At 44.5% G+C, this 22,204-nt stretch carries 24 protein-coding genes and 1 tRNA gene; 3 read left to right on the top strand and 22 right to left on the bottom strand.

Going from position 1 to position 22,204, the window contains the following annotated elements:
* Nucleotides 1–30: 30 nt before the first annotated feature.
* The 8 genes from C400_RS0103580 to rpsF all read right to left on the bottom strand — a co-directional run bounded on the left by C400_RS0103580 (nucleotide 31) and on the right by rpsF (nucleotide 7,340).
* Nucleotides 31–996, bottom strand: coding sequence for an ABC transporter ATP-binding protein (locus tag C400_RS0103580; protein ID WP_017425987.1), 966 nt, complete (start codon nucleotides 994–996; stop codon nucleotides 31–33).
* The gene (locus C400_RS0103575) at nucleotides 993–1,976 is read right to left on the bottom strand and encodes an ABC transporter ATP-binding protein (RefSeq protein ID WP_017425986.1); all 984 of its coding nucleotides are present in this window, start codon (nucleotides 1,974–1,976) and stop codon (nucleotides 993–995) included. The genes C400_RS0103580 and C400_RS0103575 overlap by 4 nt, the downstream gene beginning before the upstream one ends.
* A gap of 13 nt (nucleotides 1,977–1,989) precedes the next feature.
* A complete protein-coding gene (gene opp4C, locus C400_RS0103570) occupies nucleotides 1,990–2,913 on the bottom strand; it encodes an oligopeptide ABC transporter permease (RefSeq protein ID WP_017425985.1) in 924 nt (307 codons plus the stop codon).
* Nucleotides 2,914–2,924: 11 nt separating this feature from the next.
* On the bottom strand, nucleotides 2,925–3,887 hold the full coding sequence (locus tag C400_RS0103565; RefSeq protein WP_016822455.1) for an ABC transporter permease: 963 nt from the start codon (nucleotides 3,885–3,887) through the stop codon (nucleotides 2,925–2,927).
* Nucleotides 3,888–3,955: 68 nt separating this feature from the next.
* On the bottom strand, nucleotides 3,956–5,695 hold the full coding sequence (locus C400_RS0103560; protein ID WP_013373905.1) for an ABC transporter substrate-binding protein: 1,740 nt from the start codon (nucleotides 5,693–5,695) through the stop codon (nucleotides 3,956–3,958).
* Nucleotides 5,696–6,220: 525 nt separating this feature from the next.
* A complete protein-coding gene (gene rpsR / locus C400_RS0103555; RefSeq protein WP_013312800.1) occupies nucleotides 6,221–6,493 on the bottom strand; it encodes a 30S ribosomal protein S18 in 273 nt (90 codons plus the stop codon).
* 21 nt (nucleotides 6,494–6,514) lie between these two features.
* A complete protein-coding gene (ssb, locus tag C400_RS0103550) occupies nucleotides 6,515–7,006 on the bottom strand; it encodes a single-stranded DNA-binding protein (RefSeq protein ID WP_010346813.1) in 492 nt (163 codons plus the stop codon).
* A gap of 49 nt (nucleotides 7,007–7,055) precedes the next feature.
* Nucleotides 7,056–7,340: a 30S ribosomal protein S6 gene (gene rpsF, locus C400_RS0103545; protein WP_007433230.1), complete on the bottom strand. Its 285-nt coding sequence runs from the start codon at nucleotides 7,338–7,340 to the stop codon at nucleotides 7,056–7,058.
* 318 nt (nucleotides 7,341–7,658) lie between these two features.
* Here rpsF and C400_RS0103540 point away from each other — a divergent pair, with 318 nt between their 5' ends.
* Together C400_RS0103540 and C400_RS0103535 are read left to right on the top strand one after the other, a co-directional pair.
* Nucleotides 7,659–7,853, top strand: coding sequence for a YjzC family protein (locus C400_RS0103540; RefSeq protein WP_013373906.1), 195 nt, complete (start codon nucleotides 7,659–7,661; stop codon nucleotides 7,851–7,853).
* Between the two features lie 366 nt (nucleotides 7,854–8,219).
* On the top strand, nucleotides 8,220–8,537 hold the full coding sequence (locus C400_RS0103535) for a hypothetical protein (protein WP_016822453.1): 318 nt from the start codon (nucleotides 8,220–8,222) through the stop codon (nucleotides 8,535–8,537).
* Between the two features lie 207 nt (nucleotides 8,538–8,744).
* On the opposite strand, the gene C400_RS0103530 is transcribed toward C400_RS0103535, so the two are convergent.
* The 3 genes from C400_RS0103530 to C400_RS0103520 form a co-directional block, all read right to left on the bottom strand.
* Nucleotides 8,745–8,835: transfer RNA gene (locus tag C400_RS0103530), tRNA-Ser, on the bottom strand.
* 77 nt (nucleotides 8,836–8,912) lie between these two features.
* Entirely contained in the window at nucleotides 8,913–9,137 is a 225-nt protein-coding gene (locus tag C400_RS0103525; RefSeq protein ID WP_016822452.1) for a DUF951 domain-containing protein, read from the bottom strand.
* Nucleotides 9,127–10,077, bottom strand: a complete 951-nt coding sequence (locus tag C400_RS0103520) for a mechanosensitive ion channel family protein (protein ID WP_017425984.1) — start codon at nucleotides 10,075–10,077, stop codon at nucleotides 9,127–9,129. The genes C400_RS0103525 and C400_RS0103520 overlap by 11 nt, the downstream gene beginning before the upstream one ends.
* A gap of 250 nt (nucleotides 10,078–10,327) precedes the next feature.
* Between C400_RS0103520 and yyaC the strand changes: the two genes are divergently transcribed.
* Complete coding sequence (gene yyaC, locus C400_RS26560; protein WP_019689093.1) at nucleotides 10,328–10,930, top strand: spore protease YyaC; 603 nt, start codon at nucleotides 10,328–10,330, stop codon at nucleotides 10,928–10,930.
* Here the strand turns inward: yyaC and C400_RS0103510 are convergent.
* The 11 genes from C400_RS0103510 to rpmH all read right to left on the bottom strand — a co-directional run bounded on the left by C400_RS0103510 (nucleotide 10,884) and on the right by rpmH (nucleotide 21,251).
* Nucleotides 10,884–11,405: a DUF4446 family protein gene (locus C400_RS0103510; protein ID WP_016822449.1), complete on the bottom strand. Its 522-nt coding sequence runs from the start codon at nucleotides 11,403–11,405 to the stop codon at nucleotides 10,884–10,886. The genes yyaC and C400_RS0103510 overlap by 47 nt on opposite strands.
* A 204-nt stretch (nucleotides 11,406–11,609) precedes the next feature.
* Entirely contained in the window at nucleotides 11,610–12,452 is an 843-nt protein-coding gene (locus C400_RS0103505; protein WP_016822448.1) for a ParB/RepB/Spo0J family partition protein, read from the bottom strand.
* Nucleotides 12,445–13,206 carry a ParA family protein gene (locus tag C400_RS0103500; RefSeq protein ID WP_013373915.1) on the bottom strand — a complete coding sequence of 254 codons (762 nt, stop codon included), beginning with the start codon at nucleotides 13,204–13,206 and terminating at the stop codon, nucleotides 12,445–12,447. The genes C400_RS0103505 and C400_RS0103500 overlap by 8 nt, the downstream gene beginning before the upstream one ends.
* Nucleotides 13,207–13,388: 182 nt before the next feature.
* Complete coding sequence (gene noc, locus C400_RS0103495) at nucleotides 13,389–14,207, bottom strand: nucleoid occlusion protein (protein ID WP_013373916.1); 819 nt, start codon at nucleotides 14,205–14,207, stop codon at nucleotides 13,389–13,391.
* Between the two features lie 386 nt (nucleotides 14,208–14,593).
* Nucleotides 14,594–15,316 carry a 16S rRNA (guanine(527)-N(7))-methyltransferase RsmG gene (gene rsmG / locus C400_RS0103490; protein WP_017425982.1) on the bottom strand — a complete coding sequence of 241 codons (723 nt, stop codon included), beginning with the start codon at nucleotides 15,314–15,316 and terminating at the stop codon, nucleotides 14,594–14,596.
* Nucleotides 15,316–17,205, bottom strand: a complete 1,890-nt coding sequence (gene mnmG, locus C400_RS0103485) for a tRNA uridine-5-carboxymethylaminomethyl(34) synthesis enzyme MnmG (RefSeq protein WP_016822445.1) — start codon at nucleotides 17,203–17,205, stop codon at nucleotides 15,316–15,318. Before mnmG ends, rsmG begins: the two co-directional genes overlap by 1 nt.
* Nucleotides 17,206–17,302: 97 nt before the next feature.
* A complete protein-coding gene (gene mnmE / locus C400_RS0103480) occupies nucleotides 17,303–18,679 on the bottom strand; it encodes a tRNA uridine-5-carboxymethylaminomethyl(34) synthesis GTPase MnmE (RefSeq protein WP_016822444.1) in 1,377 nt (458 codons plus the stop codon).
* Nucleotides 18,680–18,807: 128 nt separating this feature from the next.
* Nucleotides 18,808–19,566 (bottom strand): RNA-binding cell elongation regulator Jag/EloR, encoded by a 759-nt coding sequence (gene jag, locus C400_RS0103475; protein ID WP_016822443.1) that lies wholly within the window; start codon nucleotides 19,564–19,566, stop codon nucleotides 18,808–18,810.
* Entirely contained in the window at nucleotides 19,563–20,432 is an 870-nt protein-coding gene (locus C400_RS0103470; protein ID WP_016822442.1) for a YidC/Oxa1 family membrane protein insertase, read from the bottom strand. The genes jag and C400_RS0103470 overlap by 4 nt, the downstream gene beginning before the upstream one ends.
* Nucleotides 20,433–20,503: 71 nt before the next feature.
* Entirely contained in the window at nucleotides 20,504–20,887 is a 384-nt protein-coding gene (rnpA, locus tag C400_RS0103465) for a ribonuclease P protein component (RefSeq protein WP_049885674.1), read from the bottom strand.
* Nucleotides 20,888–21,116: 229 nt separating this feature from the next.
* Nucleotides 21,117–21,251, bottom strand: a complete 135-nt coding sequence (gene rpmH / locus C400_RS0103460) for a 50S ribosomal protein L34 (RefSeq protein WP_007433250.1) — start codon at nucleotides 21,249–21,251, stop codon at nucleotides 21,117–21,119.
* Between the last annotated feature and the right edge of the window lie 953 nt (nucleotides 21,252–22,204).

Below are 22,204 nucleotides of genomic sequence, written 5' to 3'. Positions count from 1 at the left end.
ACGGATATTTTGCTTCTTCAGTATGCCGTATTAGGCAAAATGACAGGCTACAAAATGCTGGTCGCCCGAATCTCGGTATACTGGAGCCTCTGTTCTACAGCGCGCTTCCGCCATAGGACAGCGTGTATGAAACTTGCATCCTGACGGCGGATTAGCCGGAGACGGGATGTCCCCTTTTAACACAATCCGCTGCCTTTTGATCGTCGGATCTGGAATCGGTACTGCTGATAGCAGAGCCTTGGTGTATGGGTGTAGCGGATTGCTGAACAGCTCCTCCTTGGAAGCCAACTCTACCATCGAGCCCAGATACATCACACCAATCCGGCTACACAGATGCTCGACTACACTCAGATCATGCGAGATGAACAGGTACGTCAGTTGGCGTTCCTGTTGCAAATCGCTTAACAAGTTAATGATCTGGGCTTGAATCGACACATCCAGAGCAGATACCGGCTCGTCAGCCACAATAAAATCAGGATTCAAAATCAAGGCCCTTGCAATCCCGATCCGCTGCCGCTGACCGCCAGAGAACTCATGCGGATAACGATCATAGTGATATGAGGACAGCCCACAAATGTTCAGCGTTTCGTTGACCTTCTGCCGTAGATCATTACGATCAATCAACCCGTGATCCAGCAAAGCCTCTCCGATCGCCTCACCCACCTTAATTCTCGGGTTCAGTGAACTAAAAGGGTCCTGGAAGACGATTTGCAGCTTTGGACGAAGCGCACGAATCTGCTCCTTGTTTAATGCGTGCAAATCTTCGCCCTTGTACCGTACTGATCCCTCTGTCTTATCCATCAATCTGAGAATCGTGCGTCCAATCGTACTTTTACCGCAGCCCGATTCTCCTACCAGACCAAACGATTCACCCTTATGAATATGAAAGGATACATCATCGACCGCCTTTACATGTCCGACCGTACGCTGAAACACCCCGCCTGTGATCGGGAAATACTTTTTCAGCCCTTCCACTTGAATCAAAGGCTCGCTCATACCCGTTGCCCCCCTTCTTTCTCATATAGCCAGCAGGCAACCTTATGACCATTTCCCTTTTCATTCAAGGAAGGAGCCTGATCCTTGCATATTTGCATGCAATGTGCGCAACGATCATGAAAATGGCAATTTTCACCCAGCTCAATGGGGTTTGGAACCTGTCCTGGGATGGAATACAGCCGATCCATTTTCTGATTAATGACAGGTTTAGCCTTTAATAGCCCTTGAGTATACGGATGCTGCGGATTTTTGAACAGCTCAATGACAGGAGCCTCTTCAATAACGTTCCCGGCATACATAACGACCACATAATCGGCCATTTCTGCCACGACACCCAAGTCGTGCGTAATCAGCATAATGGACGTTTTAAGCTTATCCTTCAAATCCCGCATTAAATCAAGAATCTGCGCCTGAATTGTTACATCCAGTGCCGTTGTCGGTTCATCCGCAATCAACAGCTTCGGATTGCAGCTTAAAGCAATAGCAATCATAATCCGCTGGCGCATACCGCCACTCAATTCATGAGGATAAGAATGGAATATTTCCTCCGATCGCGAAATGCCCACCAAATTAATCAGTTCAATTGCCCGGGCGCGTGCTTCTTTTTTACTCATTAATGTATGCATCAGCAACGGCTCCGTAATCTGTTCCCCAATCGTAAGCACTGGATTCAGCGAAGACATCGGTTCCTGAAAAATAATCGAAATGTCATTGCCGCGAATTTGCTGCATTTGACCTTTATTGAGTTTTAAGAGGTCTTTGCCCTCAAACCAGATTTGTCCGTCTGAGGTATGGGGAGAATCAATCAACCGCATCATCGTCATTGCAGTTACACTCTTACCACAGCCAGATTCTCCTACCACACAGAGCGTTTCACCCTCACGAATTTTAAAACTGACGTCATTGACCGCTTTGACAGTTCCGTTAGAGGTATGAAAGTGGGTTTTCAGGTTACGAAATTCAATCAAAGCATTTTCCATAAACGTTCGTCTCCTACTTCTTCATTTTAGGGTCCAGCGCGTCCCGTAAACCGTCGCCAATCAGATTAATCGCTACAACAGTAATTAGAATACACATTCCCGGTGGTACCCATATCCAGGGCCGTTTGCGGAAGTCAATCAGGTTATTCGCAGCCGATATCATGTTCCCCCACGAAGGTGTGGGCGGCACGACGCCAATCCCCAAGTAACTGAGCGCAGATTCTGTAATAATCGCACCAGCCACTCCAAGCGTAGCCGTAACAATAATAGTAGGAATCGTGTTCGGTAGCAGATGTCGGAATATTTTGCGGCGGTCTCTCAAGCCCAGCGCTTCCGTCGCCTGCATGAACTCCTGTTCACGCAGCGTAAGAATCTGCCCTCTGACCAGACGGGACAAGCTCGTCCAGCTCAGGACCCCAATAATAAGCATCAGAAAATAAATACGGTTCGACGGATCAACCTTCAAATCCGACAGAACAGCACCTAAAATAATAAGCAGCGGCAATGTAGGCAGCGCCATGAAAATATCGGCAATCCGCATAATAACCGTATCCACGCCTTTACGATAAAACCCTGCCAGCGCACCCAACGTCGCCCCGATCATGACCGAAATAAACGTGGCGACCAGTCCCACTGTCAAAGAAATACGGCCGGCCAGCATCGTACGCAGTAAAATATCTCTACCAAACTTATCCGTACCAAGCCAGTACTTCGCATTAGGGGATAAATTTTTGTCAGATAGCTTGTAATCATCTAAATGATAAGGTGAAATCATGGGGCCAAATACACAAATGATAACCATGAGAATTAATATAACGAGACCTGCCAAAGCCAGGCGGTTTTGGTTAAAACGACGAATGGCGATTCTCCATGGAGACGCTTCAGGACGGATCGCCGCCTTTTGATTCGTTTCAATCGTGACTGTTTCTGCGGACAATAGTATCCCTCCTACTTCAAGCGAATTCTTGGATCTGCCATGCCATACAATACATCAGACAGTAGATTGCCAATGAGCGTGAGAACAGCCAGAAAAATGGTGAAGCCCAGCATAAACGGATAATCCCGCATACTAATCGACTCCAGATAAACCTGCCCCACACCTGGCCATACAAATACCTTTTCCAGGATCATCGCCCCACCAAATAAGGCTGGAAGCTCGAACCCGAGCAGTGTGATTGCTGGAATCAGGGCATTGCGCAGTGCATGTTTGAAAATAACCGTCCGTTCCTTCAAACCCTTGGCGCGTGCGGTACGGATATAATCCTGACGGATGACCTCCAACATGCCTGTACGGAAATAACGAGTCAGGCTTCCTGTACTCAGCATCGTAAGTACGAGTGTCGGCAGGAACATATGCTTGAGGACATCCACCATATACGCCCACGAACCTGCTTCCATCCCTGCTGTAGTCATACCCCCAACCGGGAGAATTCCCCATTCAAGGGCAAATATTTTGATGACCAATAAACCAATAAAAAATGAAGGCAGTGACATACATAAGAAAATGAATAACGTAACGAACTTATCGAATAACGAATATTGAAACTTAGCTGAAAATACCCCTGCAACAACTGCAATGAGCCAGCTAAAAATAAGACTAAAAAAAGCGATAATAAAAGAGTTCCATACATAATTGCCAATGACCTTCGTTACTGGCTGCTTATGCTGCAATGAATCCCCCATATTTCCCTTTAACATATTACCGGCCCATATAAAATAACGTTGGTATTCTGGTTTATCCAGCCCGTAGATATGTCGTAGCTGCTGCGCCTTCTCGGCGGTCATATTCGGGTTCTGCTTGGCTGTAATATAATCACCCGGCACCATGGCTGAAATCGCAAAAACGATAATGGATATGCCAATAAGTGTGGGGATGAGTTGCAGCAGTCTTCGAATAATGTACTGCTTCATATTCATTCCTCCAGACGAATAAAGTGATATGCCCAGCTCGTGAGAGCTGAGCATACAATTGGCAACCCTTATTGAGCGATTTGAGCGTTATGCAGAGTGAACTCAAAATCTTTGTATGGTGTAATTTCTAAGCCGGATACACGTCCATTCACTGGCCACATATCTCTGCGTTGGTACAAAAAGATAGTTGGCAGATCTTTGTTCAGCTCTTGATAGAGCTGTTTGTAAATCTGTTTGCGTTTTTCTTGATCCAGTTCATGCTTACCAGCAAGTGTTAATTCATCAACCTTTTTATTGGAATAGCCGATATCATTTTGTGCACCATTCGTAATAAAAGTCGTTGTGTCCGGGTCTGGAGTTAAGCCCCAAGCCGCAAAGAACATATCAAACTTGCCCGTATCCTTTTTATCCATAATGGCGTTAAAATCTAAAGTTTCAGAAGTCAGCTTGATGCCCAGCTCCTTATAGTTATTGGACATGATCGGTAGCAAGGCCTCTACTACTGGATTATCAGCAGTTGCGGAGAAGTTAATGGTCAGCTTTTCTCCGTCCTTTTCGCGAATTCCGTCAGCCCCAACCTTCCAGCCTGCCTCATCCAGCAAAGCCTTCGCCTTAGCTGTATCAAATTCATATTTGTTGATGCCTTCATCCGTATAAGACCAAGATTCTGTAGATTGTGGAATGTTAATGACATTCGCATATGGGCCATACACGCCCTGTACAATCTCTTTACGGTTTAAACCAATAGTTAAAGCCTGACGTACTTTAGGGTCCTGGAATTTCTTTTCCTTGTGATTAAATGCAATATATCCATAGCCATTGGTCGGCATAATATTCACGTCCAAGAAGCCTAGAGCCTTTAATTCCTCTACATTGTCTTCCGTAACTGTGATATTGTCCATGTCCGTTTCGCCTGTTTGCAGCATAGACAGGTTTGTTTCTTCTGTTGTCGTTTTGAAAATAACTGATTTCACCTTTGGTGCACCTTTGAAGTAGTTTGGATTCGCTTCAAGTACGACTTGTTGACCTGGGGAAAAGCTCTTCAGAACATACTGCCCGGAGCCGATTGGTTTATTATTAAGCGCCTTGATGCTGTCCAGGTTACCCTTCTTGAACCCTTTTCCGTAATAAGCTTCTGGCATGAAGTATTGCTCACCCAGATAATCCTTCGTATAAGCTGTTGCTTCTGTAACGGTTACCTCTACTGTGTTATCATCAATGACCTTGATACCTGAGATATCATTCGCCTTGCCATCGTGGTATTCCTTACCGCCTTTAATCTTAAAAGATAATATATCGCTTTCTCCATCATAATTCGGATCATGCAGCACTTTGAGAACAAAAGCATAATCCTTTACGGTTACTGGAGTGCCGTCACTATACTTCACACCTGGTTTCAGATGGAATGTGTATTTTAGACCATCCGGCGATACATCAACCTTTTCAGCCAAACTATTTTCATATGTACCATCTGCCTTCACCTGTAAGAAGGAATCAAATACTGTTCTGACTACATATAAATCGTAAGTTGTTTGCCAGAATAGCGGGTTAAATACCCCTTTAGGTGACGTCATACCTACTACAATGTTATCTTTCCGATTCGTTGCTCCTGGAGGATTTTGCGACAAATCCGTCGCTTTAATAACACCCTCTGTAACTGGTGCGCTTGCTTCATTTCCCTCTGTTTTATTATCCGCATTGCCTTGCTGCGGCTGTGCCTCATTAGCACCTCCACTACATCCTGCAAACAGAACACCAACGATCGTAAGCACCATAAGCAAAGAAACCCATTTCTTCGTTTGCACCATCCTGTTAATCCCCCTTGTCGGTTCTTTATTTAACAGCCTGTCTCATTCCTGCGGTGATTCGTTAAAGCTTGAGGTTCAAAAATGAAGTTTTGCACATCCTCCTTACTGTTCCTAATGATAGTGTAGAACACATGTTTTAGACCCTTGGTCAATTTTGTGCACTGACAACCATTACATTTTTATTAAGGTTTATCTTAAGTGTAAAATAATATCACGTCAATATCTTTTTTTATGTAAAATGCAATTGCAAAACATCTATTTTTGTAAAGTTTATGAAATTTACTTGTGGAAAATGACAGAAAACTGAGTGTTATGTAATATAAAATAACATTTCGAATGACCGAAATGTGTACTCTGGCGAGTTGGGGAGCTTGTAATTTCTTAAGCCACTAAAAGGTGATTTATACTTAATGGGTAAACATGGATTGTATAGTAAGTTACAATAGATGGCACTTGTTGTCAATAAAAAAAAATTATAAAAAGGATGTCCCCAGAATTGGAGACATCCTTTTTTTCCACCCACTACTATTCAGTAGTGTAAGGAAGCAATGCGATTTGACGGGAACGTTTAACAGCGATTGTCAACATACGTTGATATTTCGCGCTTGTTCCAGTCACACGACGAGGAAGAATTTTTCCACGTTCGCTGATGAATTTTTTAAGCAAGTCTGTATCTTTATAGTCAATGTGAGTAATTTTGTTCACAGTGAAGAAACATACTTTACGACGTTTGTTGCGACCACCACGACGAGCTGGTCTTTTGTTATCGTCTCCGCCTTCTCTTTGTCTGAAGCCCATTCTTTGTCAGTCCTTTCCCAATTAAAATGGTAAATCATCATCCGAAATATCGATCGGTTTTCCGTCATCGGAAAAAGGATCCTGATTGTTTCGCGAGTTATTATTCCCGCGCCCACTATTGCTGTTACCGCCTCCGAAAGGAGACTCCTCACGCATACCTCCACCGCTATTGCCGCCACCGTTGCCGCTATCGCGGTTAGATTCCAAGAAACGTACATTATCAGCAACAATTTCAGTCACGTATACACGTTTTCCTTCATTGTTCTCATAATTACGCACTTGTACACGGCCTTCAACAGCCGTCAAACGACCTTTACGAAGATAGTTAGCGCATGTTTCAGCAAGCTGACGCCAGGTTACGATCGGCAAGAAATCCGCTTCCCGTTCGCCGCCTTGACTTGTAAACGGACGGTCTACAGCCAGGGTGAACTGGGTTACTGCTACACCAGACGGTGTATAGCGCAGCTCTGGATCTTTGGTCAAACGACCGATCAGAATGACACGGTTCAACAATCCAATCCCCTCCTTTGAGCGTTGTTCATTACATAATCACGTACAATAATTAAGCTACGTCGTTCGTAATGAGATAACGAATTACTTCGTCAGAAATTTTCATGATACGCTCAAGCTCAGTAACAACAGCAGGTTCTGCTGTGAAGTTTACCAGAACGAAAGAACCATCACGGAATTTCTTGATCTCATACGCAAGACGGCGTTTAGTTACATCGTGATTCGTAATTTCGCCACCGCCGTTAGAGATGATACCTTGGAATTTGTCGACTGTCGCTTGAACAGCTTCTTGTTCAATGTCAGGACGAATAATGTACATCACTTCATATTTGCGCATTCTTTACACCTCCTTATGGACATAAGGCCCTCAATCTCAGTTGAGAGCAAGGAACGAGCCTAAACTCGCACTAAAACAGTTTACCAAATCGAGCACCTGAATGCAACCTGCAATTTCGAGCACAAGGCTAAAAGCTGTTCACACACAACCTATTATTAGCTTTATACATTTTTATATCACTTCACAAATTTTGCATATATAAAGGAAATCATTTTTGATTAACTACTATCTATGTGCCCTGATTTCGCATGTTTCTGTTTAAGACAGCGCACAATAACCGTTGCAGTCCAAATTCATTATCTAAGGAGGCACAACCGTATGGGTGAAAAGACTGAGTTCGTACCCGGGGATAAGGTCCCAAATGACGGCGTATATATGGAGGTTGGAGAAAAAAGCTTTCATACTGAAATCCAAAACCCGCAGCAAATAACGTTGGAAAGAGGCGATTCTTTTCCGAAGACCACCAACCATAATCGCAAGTGGAAGAAAAAAACGAAAGCTCGTGTCCACTAATGTATATTTCTTCGGAATCCTGGCCATATTATGATTAGGCGATACAACAGAGAGGTGTGGTTCCGTTGGACAACGTAGCCTTACAAACTGTTAGGAGATCCATTCCGGGCATTAGAAGCGTTAGGTTTGTGTAAAAGGACACTGTCTTTTCAACACGGTATTGCTAGTCAGTACACCGAGTTTCATGATGTGATTGGACAGATCGTATCCTGTTAAAAATGTATCGCCTACGATGGAGGACCTTTGTGGTCCTCCTTTGTTGCATTATCGGACTTTTTGCATATGCTGGTAAAATGCAGATTAATTCAGCTCCTTCTGCTAGAATATATCCAAGTACAAAGACCTACTATCTACGGAGGTTTAAAGATGAGCTATTCTCGTATATTAAAGTGGATATCAGGTATATTCGAATTGGTGCTGGCTGTACCGATTGTGGGAGGAGCTATTGTCATGGGGACTGGCTACTCAGCACTGGGGTTTATGCTTGTCCTGCATGCAGTAACACTTATCCTGTCGTTACGCAATCAGGAAGCGATCTACGGTTCTGTCTGGGGAGTACTCACTTCCTTGCTAGCCTGGATTCCTTTTGTTGGCTGGGCACTCCATTTGATCGCCGCCATCCTGCTGATGATCTCTGGCTCAAAGAGAACAAAACGCTATCATTACCCGCCTAACCAGCTATAACAAAAGAATGCTCCTGACGGCAATTATTTCAAACGCTGTTAGGAGCTTTCTTTTACTTTAACACCTTATTCATTCACCAAGAGGTTCTTAATCATTTCTTCGATAACGCTACATTCATTTTTATAACCTAATAATGGTTTATTTCCATAAACCAAAAAATCTCTTACGTCAGCAGACGTAAGAGATTGATCCAGTTCATGAAGTTAGTGGCGGAAAGAGTGGGATTCGAACCCACGCACGCCTTGCGACGCCTAACTGATTTCGAGTCAGCCCCCTTGGACCTCTTGGGTACCTTTCCGCAGCAAGGATAATTATATCATCATTGCTACCATGACGCAAGCTGATTTCTTGTTCACCATGATCCACTTTCTCTGCTCAAATGGTTTCCGAATTCTGCTCGCCAGCGCTGGACTTTGAGCGCAACACTTTCTTCATATTCTTTTCGAACTTGGCACGCGGAATCAGCACACTATGCTGGCATCCGACACATTTGATTCGAATATCCATCCCCATCCGGATAATTTCCATCTCGTTCGTTCCACATGGATGAGGCTTCTTCATCTGCACAATATCCCCTAGTTCAAACGACTTACGCTCCACCCTTCTCTCCCCCTTTTCTTCCTGACTCATCTTCTTTTTCAAGGGTGATTGCCGTCTCCAGTGCAGCCTGACGATGTTCCTCGTCCTCTAGAGCCCTCTTGATATTATTCTGAATATCACGCTCTACCAAGGCCCCTGTATTCGGCATACATTCCGCCACAACCCGTACGATATACTCTGATGTAGTCATGGACTGAACGCCTAACACATCCGGCATATTAAGTATCTGCGCATTGGACTCTTCGATGCCTTGGATCGCCTGTTTTACCAAGCTGACGGCTTCCTCCAGACTACGCTCCGCCTTCATCGGCACATCTACCACCGCCAACGCGTTGGACATGGAGAAGTTCGTTACCGTCGTAATGGAGCCGTTCGGTAAAATATACACCTCACCTTTCCAGCTCACCAGCCTGGTTGTACGCAGCCCAATCATTTCTACCGTCCCCTTGAAAGTTCCCGTCTGAATGACGTCTCCTACGGCAAATTGATCCTCAAATATAATGAAGAATCCGGTAATTACATCCTTAACCAAGCTCTGTGCCCCAAAACCTACAGCCAACCCAAGCACTCCAGCTCCAGCAATCAGAGGGCCTAGATTTATACCCATTTGCGATAGCACCAGCATAATCAAGATGAAATTGAATACAATATTTGTTACATTTTTCAGCAGTTCGCCCACAGTCGTTAACCGTCTGGTATTCAATCGGAATCTGCCGTTATCTCCCTTTTGCTCCATCGACTTATCTATAATTTTATTAATAACTCGAATAAAGATACGTGTAATGATGAAAATAATTACGATTTTCAAAATCACAAACAAAAAGGTCGACCACATCGCACTATCTGTAAGCCATTTCCATACAGCATCCTTCCAATGAATCGCACCTTGCACTACGTCATCCGTGTCTAAATTACCGGTCAACCAATGTATAAAGGTCATGCTGTACTCCTCCTCAAACCAGGGAACCACTCTTTCTATTTCCCACATTCTATTTCCTATCTATATAAGCATATCTCCCGACTTCAAACATACGACTATGAATAATCTACTTTTCCCGAGTATAAAAACGCAAGTTTATCCATATACTAGCTACTATCTTGAGAATAATTGTTACCCGCAGGCCAAGTGAAATCTTAAAGGTAGGCGAGCACAACCTGCACGCTCCATTACAGGACGAAAGGAAGATTCCATGACTCATTCTGACTTCATTCCGGGGCAAGAACCCCTAAGCTTAAAAATATCACACACCGATCCCGGGATCCAATCAGCCATCATCCATCGCTTGCTGTTCCATCTGCATCAGGCACGGAGTCTGCAAAATATCGTCATCATTTGCATCGGCACCGATCGTTCTACTGGAGATTGCCTTGGTCCGCTCGTTGGTACCCATTTGTCACGCTATAAAAGCCCCCTGTTTAACTTGTATGGAACATTAGATGAGCCTGTACATGCTATGAACCTTCAAACGACGCTGAACGGCATACATGACCGATACGAACAGCCTTATATCATTGGTATAGACGCATGTCTTGGACAAACCTCCAGTGTTGGATGCATTCAGGTTGCAGAGGGTCCTCTTAAGCCTGGAGCAGGTGTAAATAAAGAATTACCGCCGGTCGGCGATATCCATTTAACTGGTATCGTTAACGTCGGCGGCTTCATGGAATACTTTGTGTTGCAAAATACGAGACTAAATTTGGTCATGAAATTATCAGATATCATAGCTAGTAGCTTATACTCCGCAATTAAGGAGTGGCATTACCGGTCTGTCCTACTTGCTGCGCAAGAGTAATAGCTTCTTTCTCTTCAGGTGATAAGGAATAAGAAGATTGCCCCGCTTCCAGAGGCTTGGCATACACATATGAGCCATCCCGGTTATAAATACCGGTCAATACTATTCCGTCCTGATTATCGTCTACAATAGCCAGAGAGAAGCTTAGATCGCTCCCTCTCTCACCAAAGGCATTATAGCGTTTGATGCCTATATGTCCCTTCAAGCCAGTCAGTTTGCTGCGTAGTGATTTCATACTTGCACGGTGGGCTTCCTGCTCATCTTCAATCGTGTCCATCTGTACCTTTAAATCAATCAGCAGCGTCTCCAAATTCTCTACCCCGCTGCCTGCCATCATGGTTTCATACTTTCGCCGCATCTTCTTCAGCTTTGATCCCTGTACAATAACAACAATCAACAGGATAAGCAAAATAAGCACGATCCCTGCAACAATACCAGCAAGCTGCTCCATGATTAGTCCATTCAATTCAGCCATATGTTTGTTTCTACCCCTCTACCTCAAAAATCATGTTACTGCTTTGCTTACCTTTTATTTTAAACGTTTGAGAACAGCGAGACAAATAACACAAGGCTATTAGTTTATCCATCAAAACCATTCTAATTCCTGCAATTCCAGACAAAGCAAAGACATATCTCACTTTCCATTTCACTCAAGGAGACATGTCCATATTTTTACAGACTACTGTAATAGCTCCAGTAATCTTTCCAAATCCTGCTGGCTGTAATAATTCAATTCGATTTTTCCTTTATCTTTATTGTGCTTGATCTTTACAGTTGTTTTAAAACGCTCGCGCAGGGACTCTTCCATATGGTCAATATAGGGGTCCTTTTTTCGCACCTTGGCTTTAGCTTTTGTTTCTCCAGGCTTATGATCCAACTGTTGTACGGCTTCCTCAAGTTCACGAACGCTCCACTGTTGCTCAATACATTGCATGGCCAGCTGTTTTACCATGTCTGGATCTTTGAGCCCGACAATTGCTCTAGCATGCCCCATAGACAATGTTCCACGTGAAACATGATCTTTAACCTCCTCAGGCAATGCGAGCAAACGGAGAAAATTGGCAATGTGTGAACGTGATTTTCCCACTTTCATGGACAACTCTTCCTGAGTTAAAGAAAACTGATCCATTAACCCCTGATAAGCCACCGCCACTTCCATTGCATTTAAGTTTTCACGCTGCAAATTCTCAATCAGGGCAATCTCCATTACCTGCTGATCTGTAAAATTGCGAACAACCACAGGTATGGTTGGATTCCCGCAAAATTGAGAGGCCCGAAACCGTCTTTCCCCGGCTATAATCTCATAACCTCTCAAGACACTACGCGCAATAATGGGTTGGATAACACCGTGCTGACGAATGGATTCCGCTAATTCCTTAATGGACTCCTCATCAAACGTTTTCCGAGGCTGGTATGGGTTCGCCCGCAACTGACTGAGCGGAATGTCAACAACCTTATCCTCGTCACTGACTGTAAGGGAGGGAATAAGTGCGTCCAGTCCCTTTCCCAACCGTTTACTCATAAGATACCACTTCCTTTGCCAACTCAATATATACCTCTGCCCCACGAGACCGGGGATCATACGTAATAATGGACTGGCCATGTGATGGTGCTTCGCTGAGTCTCACGTTGCGTGGAATAATCGTCTGATAAACTTTGCTTTGAAAATATTTTTTCACTTCTTCAATCACCTGAATACCCAAGTTCGTGCGGGCGTCAAACATGGTTAGCAATACGCCCTCAATTTGCAATGAGGTGTTTAGATGTTTTTGCACTAATCGCACGGTATTCAACAATTGGCTTAATCCTTCCAGCGCGTAATATTCACATTGGATTGGAATAATGACTGAATCGGAAGCCGTCAAGGAATTGAGCGTCAAAATCCCCAGTGATGGAGGGCAATCTATTAATATATAATCGTAATTATGCTTGACGAGTTGAAGTGATCTTTTTAATCTCAATTCGCGAGAAATAGTTGGTACCAGCTCGATTTCAGCACCTGCTAATTGGATGGTTGCCGGGATAATATCCAATCCCTCAACCTGTGTACTGATAATCGCCTCGCTAGGGTCAACTTCGTTAATGAGTACATCATAAATACAATTTGCCACATCCGCCTTATTGATACCCACACCGCTAGTTGTATTACCTTGCGGGTCGATATCCACGAGCAATACCCTTTTGCCGAGGGAAGCAAGTCCGGCGCCCAAATTCACGGAAGTAGTCGTTTTGCCTACTCCGCCTTTTTGATTGGCTACGGCTATTATTTTTGACACTTCATTCACCTCATAATTTAATCGGAATCCTGCTACGTTCCATGAAAAAGCTCTATGAAGACGTTACTTAGTCCTTAACTTACGGATAACGGCAATTTCAAAATAGAATACGAGTATGCTGCGGTTTTATGTTGGCGTTAGACAGAAAAAGCGGCAATTGCTGCCGCTGTACGCTTCATCCCTTACTTACGTTTGGGAATTTGAATGACAATCTCATAGTGATCCTCATGATCAGATTCCTTTGTTTTGATATCCAACCCTGAGCCAGACACCATATCAATGGATTGACGAATCGTATTCAGCGCAAGCCGGACATCCTTGGTAAAGGAAATCCGCTTAGATTTCTTAATCGTGGATACTTGTTTATAGAAGGCAACTCGTGCCTCTGTCTGCTTCACATTGAGTTCCTTAGCAATCACTTCATCTAAAACCTTGTACTGTAGCTCTTCGGTCTCTAACGACAATAATGCACGAGCGTGACGCTCGGACACCTTCCGCTCCATTAGAGCCTCTTTCACTCTCTCCGGCAAATGAAGCAGCCGTATCTTATTAGCAATAGTGGATTGGCTTTTGCCAAGTCGCTGAGCGAGGCTTTCCTGGGTGAGTTGATGCAGGTCAATCAGCTTTTGATAAGCTACAGCCTCTTCAATCGCAGTTAGGCCCTCCCGCTGAAGATTCTCAATCAACGCGATGGATGCAGCTTGTGAATCATTAAACTCACGAACAATGGCTGGAATCGTCTCCATACCCAGCTTGGTGACAGCTCTCCAACGACGTTCCCCTGCTATAATTTCATATTGTCCATTACGGAAACGAACGACAATCGGTTGAATTACACCATGCGTCTTAATAGTCTGGCATAGCTCATCAATCTTTTCGTCGTCAAATATGGTGCGGGGCTGATAAGGACTGCTGACAATATCCCGAACTGGAATTTGTTTTATTTCGTCCCCATTGGAGCGCTCCGTCAAACCAAATAGCTTGGAAAATTGTTCTTTCATTCCGTATAATACCACCTAATTTCATAATAGCACCATACAAACAGCGCTTCGTGAAAAACAGTTCCTTACGGGGATTGTAGACCCTTCTATATGAAACAGCGCCGTAAGCGGGTACACTCCACGTACTCCCCTGACATTTGTTGTCCCACTTCCCTATATGTATATCTGAAATCATGGGTACGGGAAGCAGCCAACTTACACTAAAACGATTATCTCTATTCTATCACTTTTCCAGTCATAATCCTATCGTCTCTAACAGCTTTTCAGAAGGATAAAAGAATAAATTATGTAGAGGGCATTCGGCAAGGAGCCATCTTAAGCAAGGAGTTTATAAACCATAAAAAAAGTGAATGTTTCACGTGAAACATTCACTTTTTTTCAAACATTTACACTAAAGGTGTTTTCAAAGGAGTACCTGGCTTACGCGGGTATTTCCGTGGTGTAGCTGCTCTTTTTTCAATAATAATCATATGTCTGGCTGCATCCTCAACAGGTAGCTGAAAGGCCTGAACATGCTTGATTTTTCCCTTTAGCTCTTTCAAACTGTAGGAGGCTTCCCCGATTTCTTCCGTTGGGTCGCTACCCTTCATCGCTGCAAAGTGGCCCCCCTCACGGACAAAAGGAAGACAAAATTCATTTAGTACCGCGAGACGGGCAACGGCTCGAGCTGTGACCAGATCATAGCTATCACGATATCCTGCTTTGCGCCCCAATTCCTCTGCCCTGCTGTGAATCAGTTCGACATTTTCCAGTCCCAACTGCTCTACAACATGAGCTAAAAATTGTATGCGTTTGTTCAATGAGTCTACAATGGTCAATTGAATATGTGGAAAGCATATTTTCAAGGGAATCCCAGGAAAACCAGCACCTGACCCAATGTCAGCCAGGCTCCCCACATCATTTAACGGAACATAAAAGGCAAGTGAAACAGAATCGTAAAAATGCTTGGTGTACACTGCATCTCGCTCAGTAATGCCCGTCAGGTTCATTTTTTCATTCCATTCAACCAGCACACGGTAATACGTTTCAAACTGCTCTAACTGACTGTCATTAATCACAATGCTATGCTCTGCCAGCCGCTGCTTAAACTGCTGTTGTATCGCGTCCATTAAGATCCCCTCGCTGCCGTTACACGGTTATAGTGCTCCAGATAAACCAGCAAAATGGAAATATCCGCAGGAGTTACACCGGAGATACGGGATGCCTGACCAATGGACATCGGACGGATCTTCTCAAGTTTCTGCTTGGCTTCAATGGCCAAGCCTTGAACTTCATTGTATGCGATATCCTCTGGGAGCTTCTTCTTCTCCATCTTTTGCAGGCGTTCTACATGCATTAATTGCTTTTCAATGTAGCCCGCATACTTAATTTGGATTTCCACCTGTTCTTGCTCTTCCTCAGTAAGAGCTACAGGTGAAGGCGAAATTTGTGCCACTTGTGCATAGCTGATCTCAGGTCGACGCAGCACTGTTAACAAATTACTGCCGTCCTGTATCGGTGCAGATCCGCCTTGCTCCAGCATCTCATTTACATCAACCGGGCGAACTTTAGCTAAGCGTAAACGCTCAATTTCTTGCTCTACCTTTTGTTTTTTATCCAAAAAGCGCTCGTATCGTTCGTCAGTAATCAGACCAATATCATGCCCGATCGGAGTCAATCGAAGATCCGCGTTATCATGCCGCAACAACAGACGGTATTCTGCACGGGATGTCAGCAAACGATATGGCTCATTTGTACCCTTTGTCACCAGGTCGTCAATCAGAACCCCAATGTAGCCTTGAGAACGATCCAGTACGACGGGCTCTTTTCCCTGCACCTTGCGAGCTGCATTAATCCCAGCCATAATTCCTTGACCCGCAGCTTCTTCATAACCGGATGTCCCGTTAATCTGACCTGCTGTGAACAAGCCAGGTACTTTTTTCGTTTCCAAAGTAGGCCACAACTGAGTAGGTACCATCGCATCATATTCAATAGCGTAACCGTTACGCATCATTTCTACCTTTTCCATCCCTGGAATGGTACGCAGTACTGCTAATTGCACATCCTCTGGCAAGCTTGTTGACAAGCCTTGAACATAGTATTCAGATGTGTTTTTACCCTCAGGCTCCAAAAAGATTTGGTGCTTCGGCTTATCACTGAAACGCACCACTTTATCTTCAATAGAGGGGCAATAACGTGGTCCCGTTCCTTCGATCAGACCAGAGAACATCGGTGCACGATGCAAATTATCATTAATAATCTGATGTGTTTCCACTGAAGTATACGTCAGCCAGCAAGGCAACTGCTCATTATCCGAGGACTTCGTTTCATAGGAGAAGAACTTCGGCTGATCATCGCCTGGCTGTATTTCTGTTTTGCTAAAATCAATCGTATCCTTATGCACACGTGGTGGCGTCCCTGTTTTAAAGCGAACGAGATCAAACCCAAGCTCTCTCAAATGTTCAGAAAGTCTCAGCGAAGGCTGCTGATTGTTCGGACCACTCTCATACATCAGCTCACCCATAATGATTTTTCCGCGCAGATAGGTGCCCGTCGTCAGGACAACTGCTTTACTACGATACTCTGTGCCCGTCTTCGTAATCACACCTACGCATTGGCCGTCTTCTATAATCAGCTCTTCAACCATGCCTTGACGTAAGGTCAGATTCGGTTCTTTCTCCATCGTTTCCTTCATCGCATGCTGATAAGAGAACTTGTCTGCTTGTGCGCGCAAGGCATGCACGGCAGGGCCCTTACCAGTATTTAACATTCTCATTTGGATAAATGTCTTGTCGATATTCCGACCCATTTCGCCACCCAATGCATCAATTTCCCGTACTACATGACCCTTTGCGGGACCACCAATAGACGGGTTGCAGGGCATGAATGCGACCATATCCAAGTTAATTGTGATCATCAATGTACGACAGCCCATCCGTGCCGCTGCCAAAGCCGATTCTACGCCCGCATGGCCCGCACCGACGATGATCACATCATAGTCGCCTCCTTGATATCCCATACCTCTCTTGCCTCCTTATACATTCGAGTCTTCACCCCGAATATGCTCTTGTGTATCTATAACGATAGCAGGCTTAAAACAGCCATGCTTGAATGTTCTACTTGCCCAGACAGAATTGTGAGAATATTTGATCTATTAACGCATCATGCGCAGTATCGCCTACAATCTCACCCAAATGCTCCCATGCCAGCCTTACATCAATCTGGATCATGTCAATTGGAACAAATTGATCAGCGGCCTCATAGGCATCTACCAGCGATTGGCGCGCTTTCTTCAGCAAAGCAATATGCCGTACATTGCTGACATACGTCATATCCGCTGATTCTAGCTTGCCGCTAAAGAATAAATTCGATATAGCCTGCTCCAGCCGATCTGCTCCCTCATTTTCCTTCACAGACATCGGCACAATAAGCTCTTCAGGAACATAGCGCAGCAACAAATCCCGGTCTATTTGGGCCGGTAAGTCCATTTTATTCATAATAACAATCGCTTGTCTACCGCGGATTTGTTCCATTAATGCCATTTCATCCTCGTGCAGTGGTTCGTTGGCATTCATAACGATGAGCAACAGATCCGCTTCACTAACTGCCGTTCTCGAACGCTCTACCCCAATCCGTTCCACGACGTCCATCGTTTCGCGAATTCCAGCTGTATCCAACAGCTTGAGCGGAATATTATTAATCGTCACATACTCCTCGATAACGTCACGGGTGGTACCCGGAATATCGGTCACAATCGCCCGTTCGCCCTGAGCCAACGTGTTTAGCAGCGACGATTTGCCTACATTCGGCCTTCCGACAATCGCTGTAGTTAGCCCTTCCCGCAAAATTTTCCCCTGCTCCGCTGTATGCAACAGCCGATCAATTTCCGCCATGACTTGGCTGCTTTTATCCTTGATTAACTCAGACGTAAAGGATTCTACATCATGCTCAGGGTAATCAATGTTTACTTCAATATGAGCAAGTGTCTCGACCAAAACATGACGCAAACGACGAATATTCTGGGACAGCTGTCCATCCACCTGCTTCAAAGCCATCGAAAAGGCTTTATCCGATTTGGAACGAATTAAGTCAATGACGCCCTCCGCCTGACTCAGATCAATACGACCATTCAAAAAAGCGCGTTTCGTAAATTCACCTGGCTCAGCCAGACGTATATTTTGCAGCAGTAACAAATCCATCACCCGTTTAACGGCTACCACCCCGCCATGAGTGCTGATCTCTACCACATCTTCTGTTGTAAAAGAGCGTGGTGCCCGCATCACTGTAACTAAAACTTCCTCCACCTTCTCTTGGCTTTGAGGATCTATAATATGTCCATAGTGTACCGTGTGCGTTGGAGCCTTACTTAAGGGCGTTTTACTACGGAACAAAGCCTCCACTTCCGTGACCGCTTCTGGACCGCTGACCCGCACAACTGCAATGCCGCCCTCGCCGACAGCCGTTGCAATGGCAGCTATGGTATCGCTCAGCATATCGTTTCTACCTCCTATCAAGTAAAAACGGCATTGCCGCCCTTCATCAAGGACGGCACCCGTTTCAGTGTGAAATATAAGAAAAAAAGCAATGGCTTCTGCAGCTTGCAGAGAGCCATTGCGTCGGATTATTTCTTGGCAATGACAACGCGCCGATTAGGCTCGTCCCCCTTGCTGTATGTTCTAACCAGCGCATGCTGCTGGAGCTTGGCATGAATCAGCTTCCGCTCCTGGGACGGCATTGGCTCCAGTACCACTTCCTTGCCGTAACGAACAGCCTGGTTCGCTAATCGTTCCGCCAAATCCTCCAGCGTTTTCCGCCGACGTGCACGAAATTGCTCGGCATCCAGCACAATTCGGATAAATTTATCAGAATGACGGTTAGCAACAATATTCGTCAGGTACTGCAATGCATCTAATGTCTGTCCTCTGCGGCCAATCAGCATACCGAGCGATGGACCGGAGATATCCAGTGTACTTTCATCCTTGCGATGACGGACATCGACTTCGACGTCGAGTCCCATTCCTGCAGCTGTTTCACGGATGAAACGCACCGCCTCTTCATAAGGATCTATATGTCCCCTGGATGCTTCCATGTTCATCTGTGCTTCCTGCGCAACAGACCCAGCTTGTGATACAGCCTGTCCCACGTCAGAAGGTGCTTGAGCCGATACATGAGGTTCAGCCGTGTGTGTGGTTTCAGGAGACGGCTCAGAAAGCAGCGTAAGCTCCACCTTCGCCTTTTTGACCCCTAGCCACCCCAGGAATCCTTTTGACGGCTGTTCCAACACGTTTACGGTTACCCGTTCACGGCTTACTCCCAGCTGGGAGAGTCCTTGTCTTACAGCATCTTCAACGGTTTTTCCTGATGTCACGACTTTGGTCATCTCGACTTTTTAGCCCCCTTCGTGTTTTTGCCGCCTTTTTTCTTACTATTATTAGAGGAACCTGTTTTCGCGAGACTCGCTGTTTTTACATTAGCCAATGCTGCGTCCTTATCATTATTCCGATAAAGGAAATAGTTTTGAACAATCGTGTAAATATTACTGAAAAACCAGTACAACGGCAAAGCAGACGGGAAGTTATACGACATGAATAGAATTAGCACCGGATAGACATACAGCAAAAATTGCATGGGTCCTTGCTGCGGTGTCGGATTCATTTTCATCATCATCCAAGTTTGGACAAAAGTCGTAATCGCTGCTAGAATCGGCAGGATAAAGAAGTGATCCGGTTTACCTAACTGGAGCCACAAAAAGTCATGATCCCGCAATGCCGAGTTATAATAAATGGCATTATAAAGCGCGATAAAAATGGGCATCTGTACTAACAAAGGCAGACAACCCGCCATTGGGTTAACCTTGTTTTCTTGAAACAATTTCATCGTTTCTTGCTGGACTCGCTCAGGTGTATCCTTGTATTTCGCTTGAATTTCTTTTAATTGCGGCTGAATAGCCTGCATTGCTCTGGAACTGCGTACTTGCTTGAGTGTAAGCGGCAAAATAATAGTACGCACGATGATCACCAGAATCAGTACGGCCAGGCCATATTCTCCAGAGAACCATTGGGCAAATGTATCCAGCGCATACGAAAACCAGTAAACGACATATCTTTGCCACCAAGATCCATTGGCCAAGTCTGCCGTCGTGTAAGAATTGTGAGCCGCCTGGGTACATCCGGACAGCACAGCAACAAGTGCCAATAAGGCAATCAGGAGGAACCATTTTCCCCGTTGAGTCTTCAAACGCGACACTTCATAACCCCTTTCTTAACCAATCCATTCCAACGTAAATCATACCATATCCTGTAGGACAAAGATACTGATTATCGGCGCGTAGACTTGAGCAGCGAGGCTTTGCGCAAAACGTGCAGCACGCTTTTCTCCAGCTCTTGATACGACTTTGTAACCGCACCCTTACGAACGATAAAAATCAGGTCAATCTGCTCCACCAATTCCTGCTCATGATGGCGCACGATTTCCTTAACGATCCTGCGCATCCGGTTGCGGACAACTGCATTGCCGATCTTCTTGCTAGCCGAAATTCCGACGCGGAACTGCTCTACCTCTCTGCGGCGGAACCAGTACACCACAAACTGATGGTTGGCAAAAGATTTGCCATGGCGGTATACGCGCCCAAAGTCCGCCCGGTTTCGTAGACGCAATTTTTTTTTGCACGGCGCTTCTCCTTGCTCATCTCTTTTACACATATCGGTAAGCAACCCTTACCTCTTATATAGTAAGAAGTATGGACAATATTCCAACATGGTAATCTCGCTTATTTTATATCCGTTTTCAAAAACTTCATCTAATATAGAGCAGGATGCAGGACTTGTCCCTCTTTTTACACTACATTTCTACAATCAGAAGAAGCAATCCGATCCATAAATACTTCAATTATGAAAAAAAAAGACCACCGTAGTGGTCTTTATGCACGCATTACGCACTCAATACTTTTCTACCTTTTTGGCGACGAGCTGCCAAAACTTTACGGCCATTCTTCGTGCTCATTCTTTTACGGAAGCCGTGAACTTTTTTACGTTTGCTGACATTCGGTCTGAAAGTCGGTCTCATTGTGCTGCACCTCCTTACAAGGAATACGTTTTATATGGAATATACCTAACATAGCAATCTCCACAAAAAACACCTTTGTACATTTAACCACAAATAGCGGTCAAAGTCAATGTACTTCTGAATTCTCTCCCTCTTTTTCACATTCACAAGTCCTCTCCCTCTTTTTGCATCACCCACTCTACTCTTTTCTATCCCTTTATTCCTGATTTTTTCGTTTCTTCTCCATGATCAACATTCATCAGCATTTTACTGTAGCTTACGTTCCTATCTAAAAACTGCCCTTTTTTTCATCTATTCATTTACGGCTTAAATCCAGGCCGTTTCAAATCCCCACTATCAGTTTCGTCAAAAATATTGTCGGAAACGTTACCGGAAATTTTCAACACAAAAACAACCCGGTGTAACCAAAAGGCAACGGGTGTTATACACAGATCCACAAAAAGAATGGAATTGTGATTTAAATGGTCATAACCTGTGCATAACATTTTAGAGCGAAAAAGAGTTATTGTCGAAAACTGAACAAATTATAAACAATATCTTGTGTTGTGAATAAAAATTGTACACAACAGATTGAATTTGTGGATAAATAACCACGAGTCATTGAAATACAAGGCTTCTTTTGCTATGATGATATTACTTTTGAATGTGAATATGTTGTTTTACCCTCCATATTATCAACACCCTGTGGATAAAGTTGTGAACAAGTTCAATTTATCCATCTTTTTATTTTTGTGCGGATTCGGGATTCTGGGGATATATTCTACATTTTTCATTTGATTTCGACATATTGCAGTCCCGTTTTGGCCTGCGGGATCAAGAGAACGGATCGTGCCGCACATTCCCTCCTGAGAAATATCGCCTTTCTTCTGCTGATCAGCAGTGGAATTTTCCATTACTATTTTTCAGGGCATTTTGTGCTGCGTTCTCTCACTACACTGCCGCATGATTTAGGC

Origin of the sequence: Paenibacillus sp. ICGEB2008 (genome assembly GCF_000307675.1) — a bacterium.
GTDB classification, from domain to species: domain Bacteria; phylum Bacillota; class Bacilli; order Paenibacillales; family Paenibacillaceae; genus Paenibacillus; species Paenibacillus polymyxa.
Note: the sequence above shows the minus strand (reverse complement) of the source record. Positions and strands in the feature narration are given on the sequence as shown.

Bases quoted from the DNA above. Each gene is read 5' to 3' on its own strand.
- C400_RS0103565 (WP_016822455.1), bottom strand. From the start codon at position 3,887: ATGAAGCAGTACATTATTCGAAGACTGCTGCAACTCATCCCCACACTT.
- C400_RS0103560 (WP_013373905.1), bottom strand. From the start codon at position 5,695: ATGGTGCAAACGAAGAAATGGGTTTCTTTGCTTATGGTGCTTACGATC.
- noc (WP_013373916.1), bottom strand. From the start codon at position 14,207: ATGAAAGAACAATTTTCCAAGCTATTTGGTTTGACGGAGCGCTCCAAT.
- C400_RS0103510 (WP_016822449.1), bottom strand. From the start codon at position 11,405: ATGGCTGAATTGAATGGACTAATCATGGAGCAGCTTGCTGGTATTGTT.
- rnpA (WP_049885674.1), bottom strand. From the start codon at position 20,887: ATGTGTAAAAGAGATGAGCAAGGAGAAGCGCCGTGCAAAAAAAAATTG.
- rsmG (WP_017425982.1), bottom strand. From the start codon at position 15,316: ATGGACGCGATACAACAGCAGTTTAAGCAGCGGCTGGCAGAGCATAGC.
- C400_RS0103580 (WP_017425987.1), bottom strand. From the start codon at position 996: ATGAGCGAGCCTTTGATTCAAGTGGAAGGGCTGAAAAAGTATTTCCCG.
- yyaC (WP_019689093.1), top strand. From the start codon at position 10,328: ATGACTCATTCTGACTTCATTCCGGGGCAAGAACCCCTAAGCTTAAAA.
- mnmE (WP_016822444.1), bottom strand. From the start codon at position 18,679: ATGCTGAGCGATACCATAGCTGCCATTGCAACGGCTGTCGGCGAGGGC.
- rpmH (WP_007433250.1), bottom strand. From the start codon at position 21,251: ATGAGACCGACTTTCAGACCGAATGTCAGCAAACGTAAAAAAGTTCAC.
- C400_RS0103535 (WP_016822453.1), top strand. From the start codon at position 8,220: ATGAGCTATTCTCGTATATTAAAGTGGATATCAGGTATATTCGAATTG.
- C400_RS0103540 (WP_013373906.1), top strand. From the start codon at position 7,659: ATGGGTGAAAAGACTGAGTTCGTACCCGGGGATAAGGTCCCAAATGAC.
- rpsF (WP_007433230.1), bottom strand. From the start codon at position 7,340: ATGCGCAAATATGAAGTGATGTACATTATTCGTCCTGACATTGAACAA.
- rpsR (WP_013312800.1), bottom strand. From the start codon at position 6,493: ATGGGCTTCAGACAAAGAGAAGGCGGAGACGATAACAAAAGACCAGCT.
- C400_RS0103575 (WP_017425986.1), bottom strand. From the start codon at position 1,976: ATGGAAAATGCTTTGATTGAATTTCGTAACCTGAAAACCCACTTTCAT.
- C400_RS0103505 (WP_016822448.1), bottom strand. From the start codon at position 12,452: ATGAGTAAACGGTTGGGAAAGGGACTGGACGCACTTATTCCCTCCCTT.
- mnmG (WP_016822445.1), bottom strand. From the start codon at position 17,205: ATGGGATATCAAGGAGGCGACTATGATGTGATCATCGTCGGTGCGGGC.
- jag (WP_016822443.1), bottom strand. From the start codon at position 19,566: ATGACCAAAGTCGTGACATCAGGAAAAACCGTTGAAGATGCTGTAAGA.
- C400_RS0103520 (WP_017425984.1), bottom strand. From the start codon at position 10,077: ATGACCTTTATACATTGGTTGACCGGTAATTTAGACACGGATGACGTA.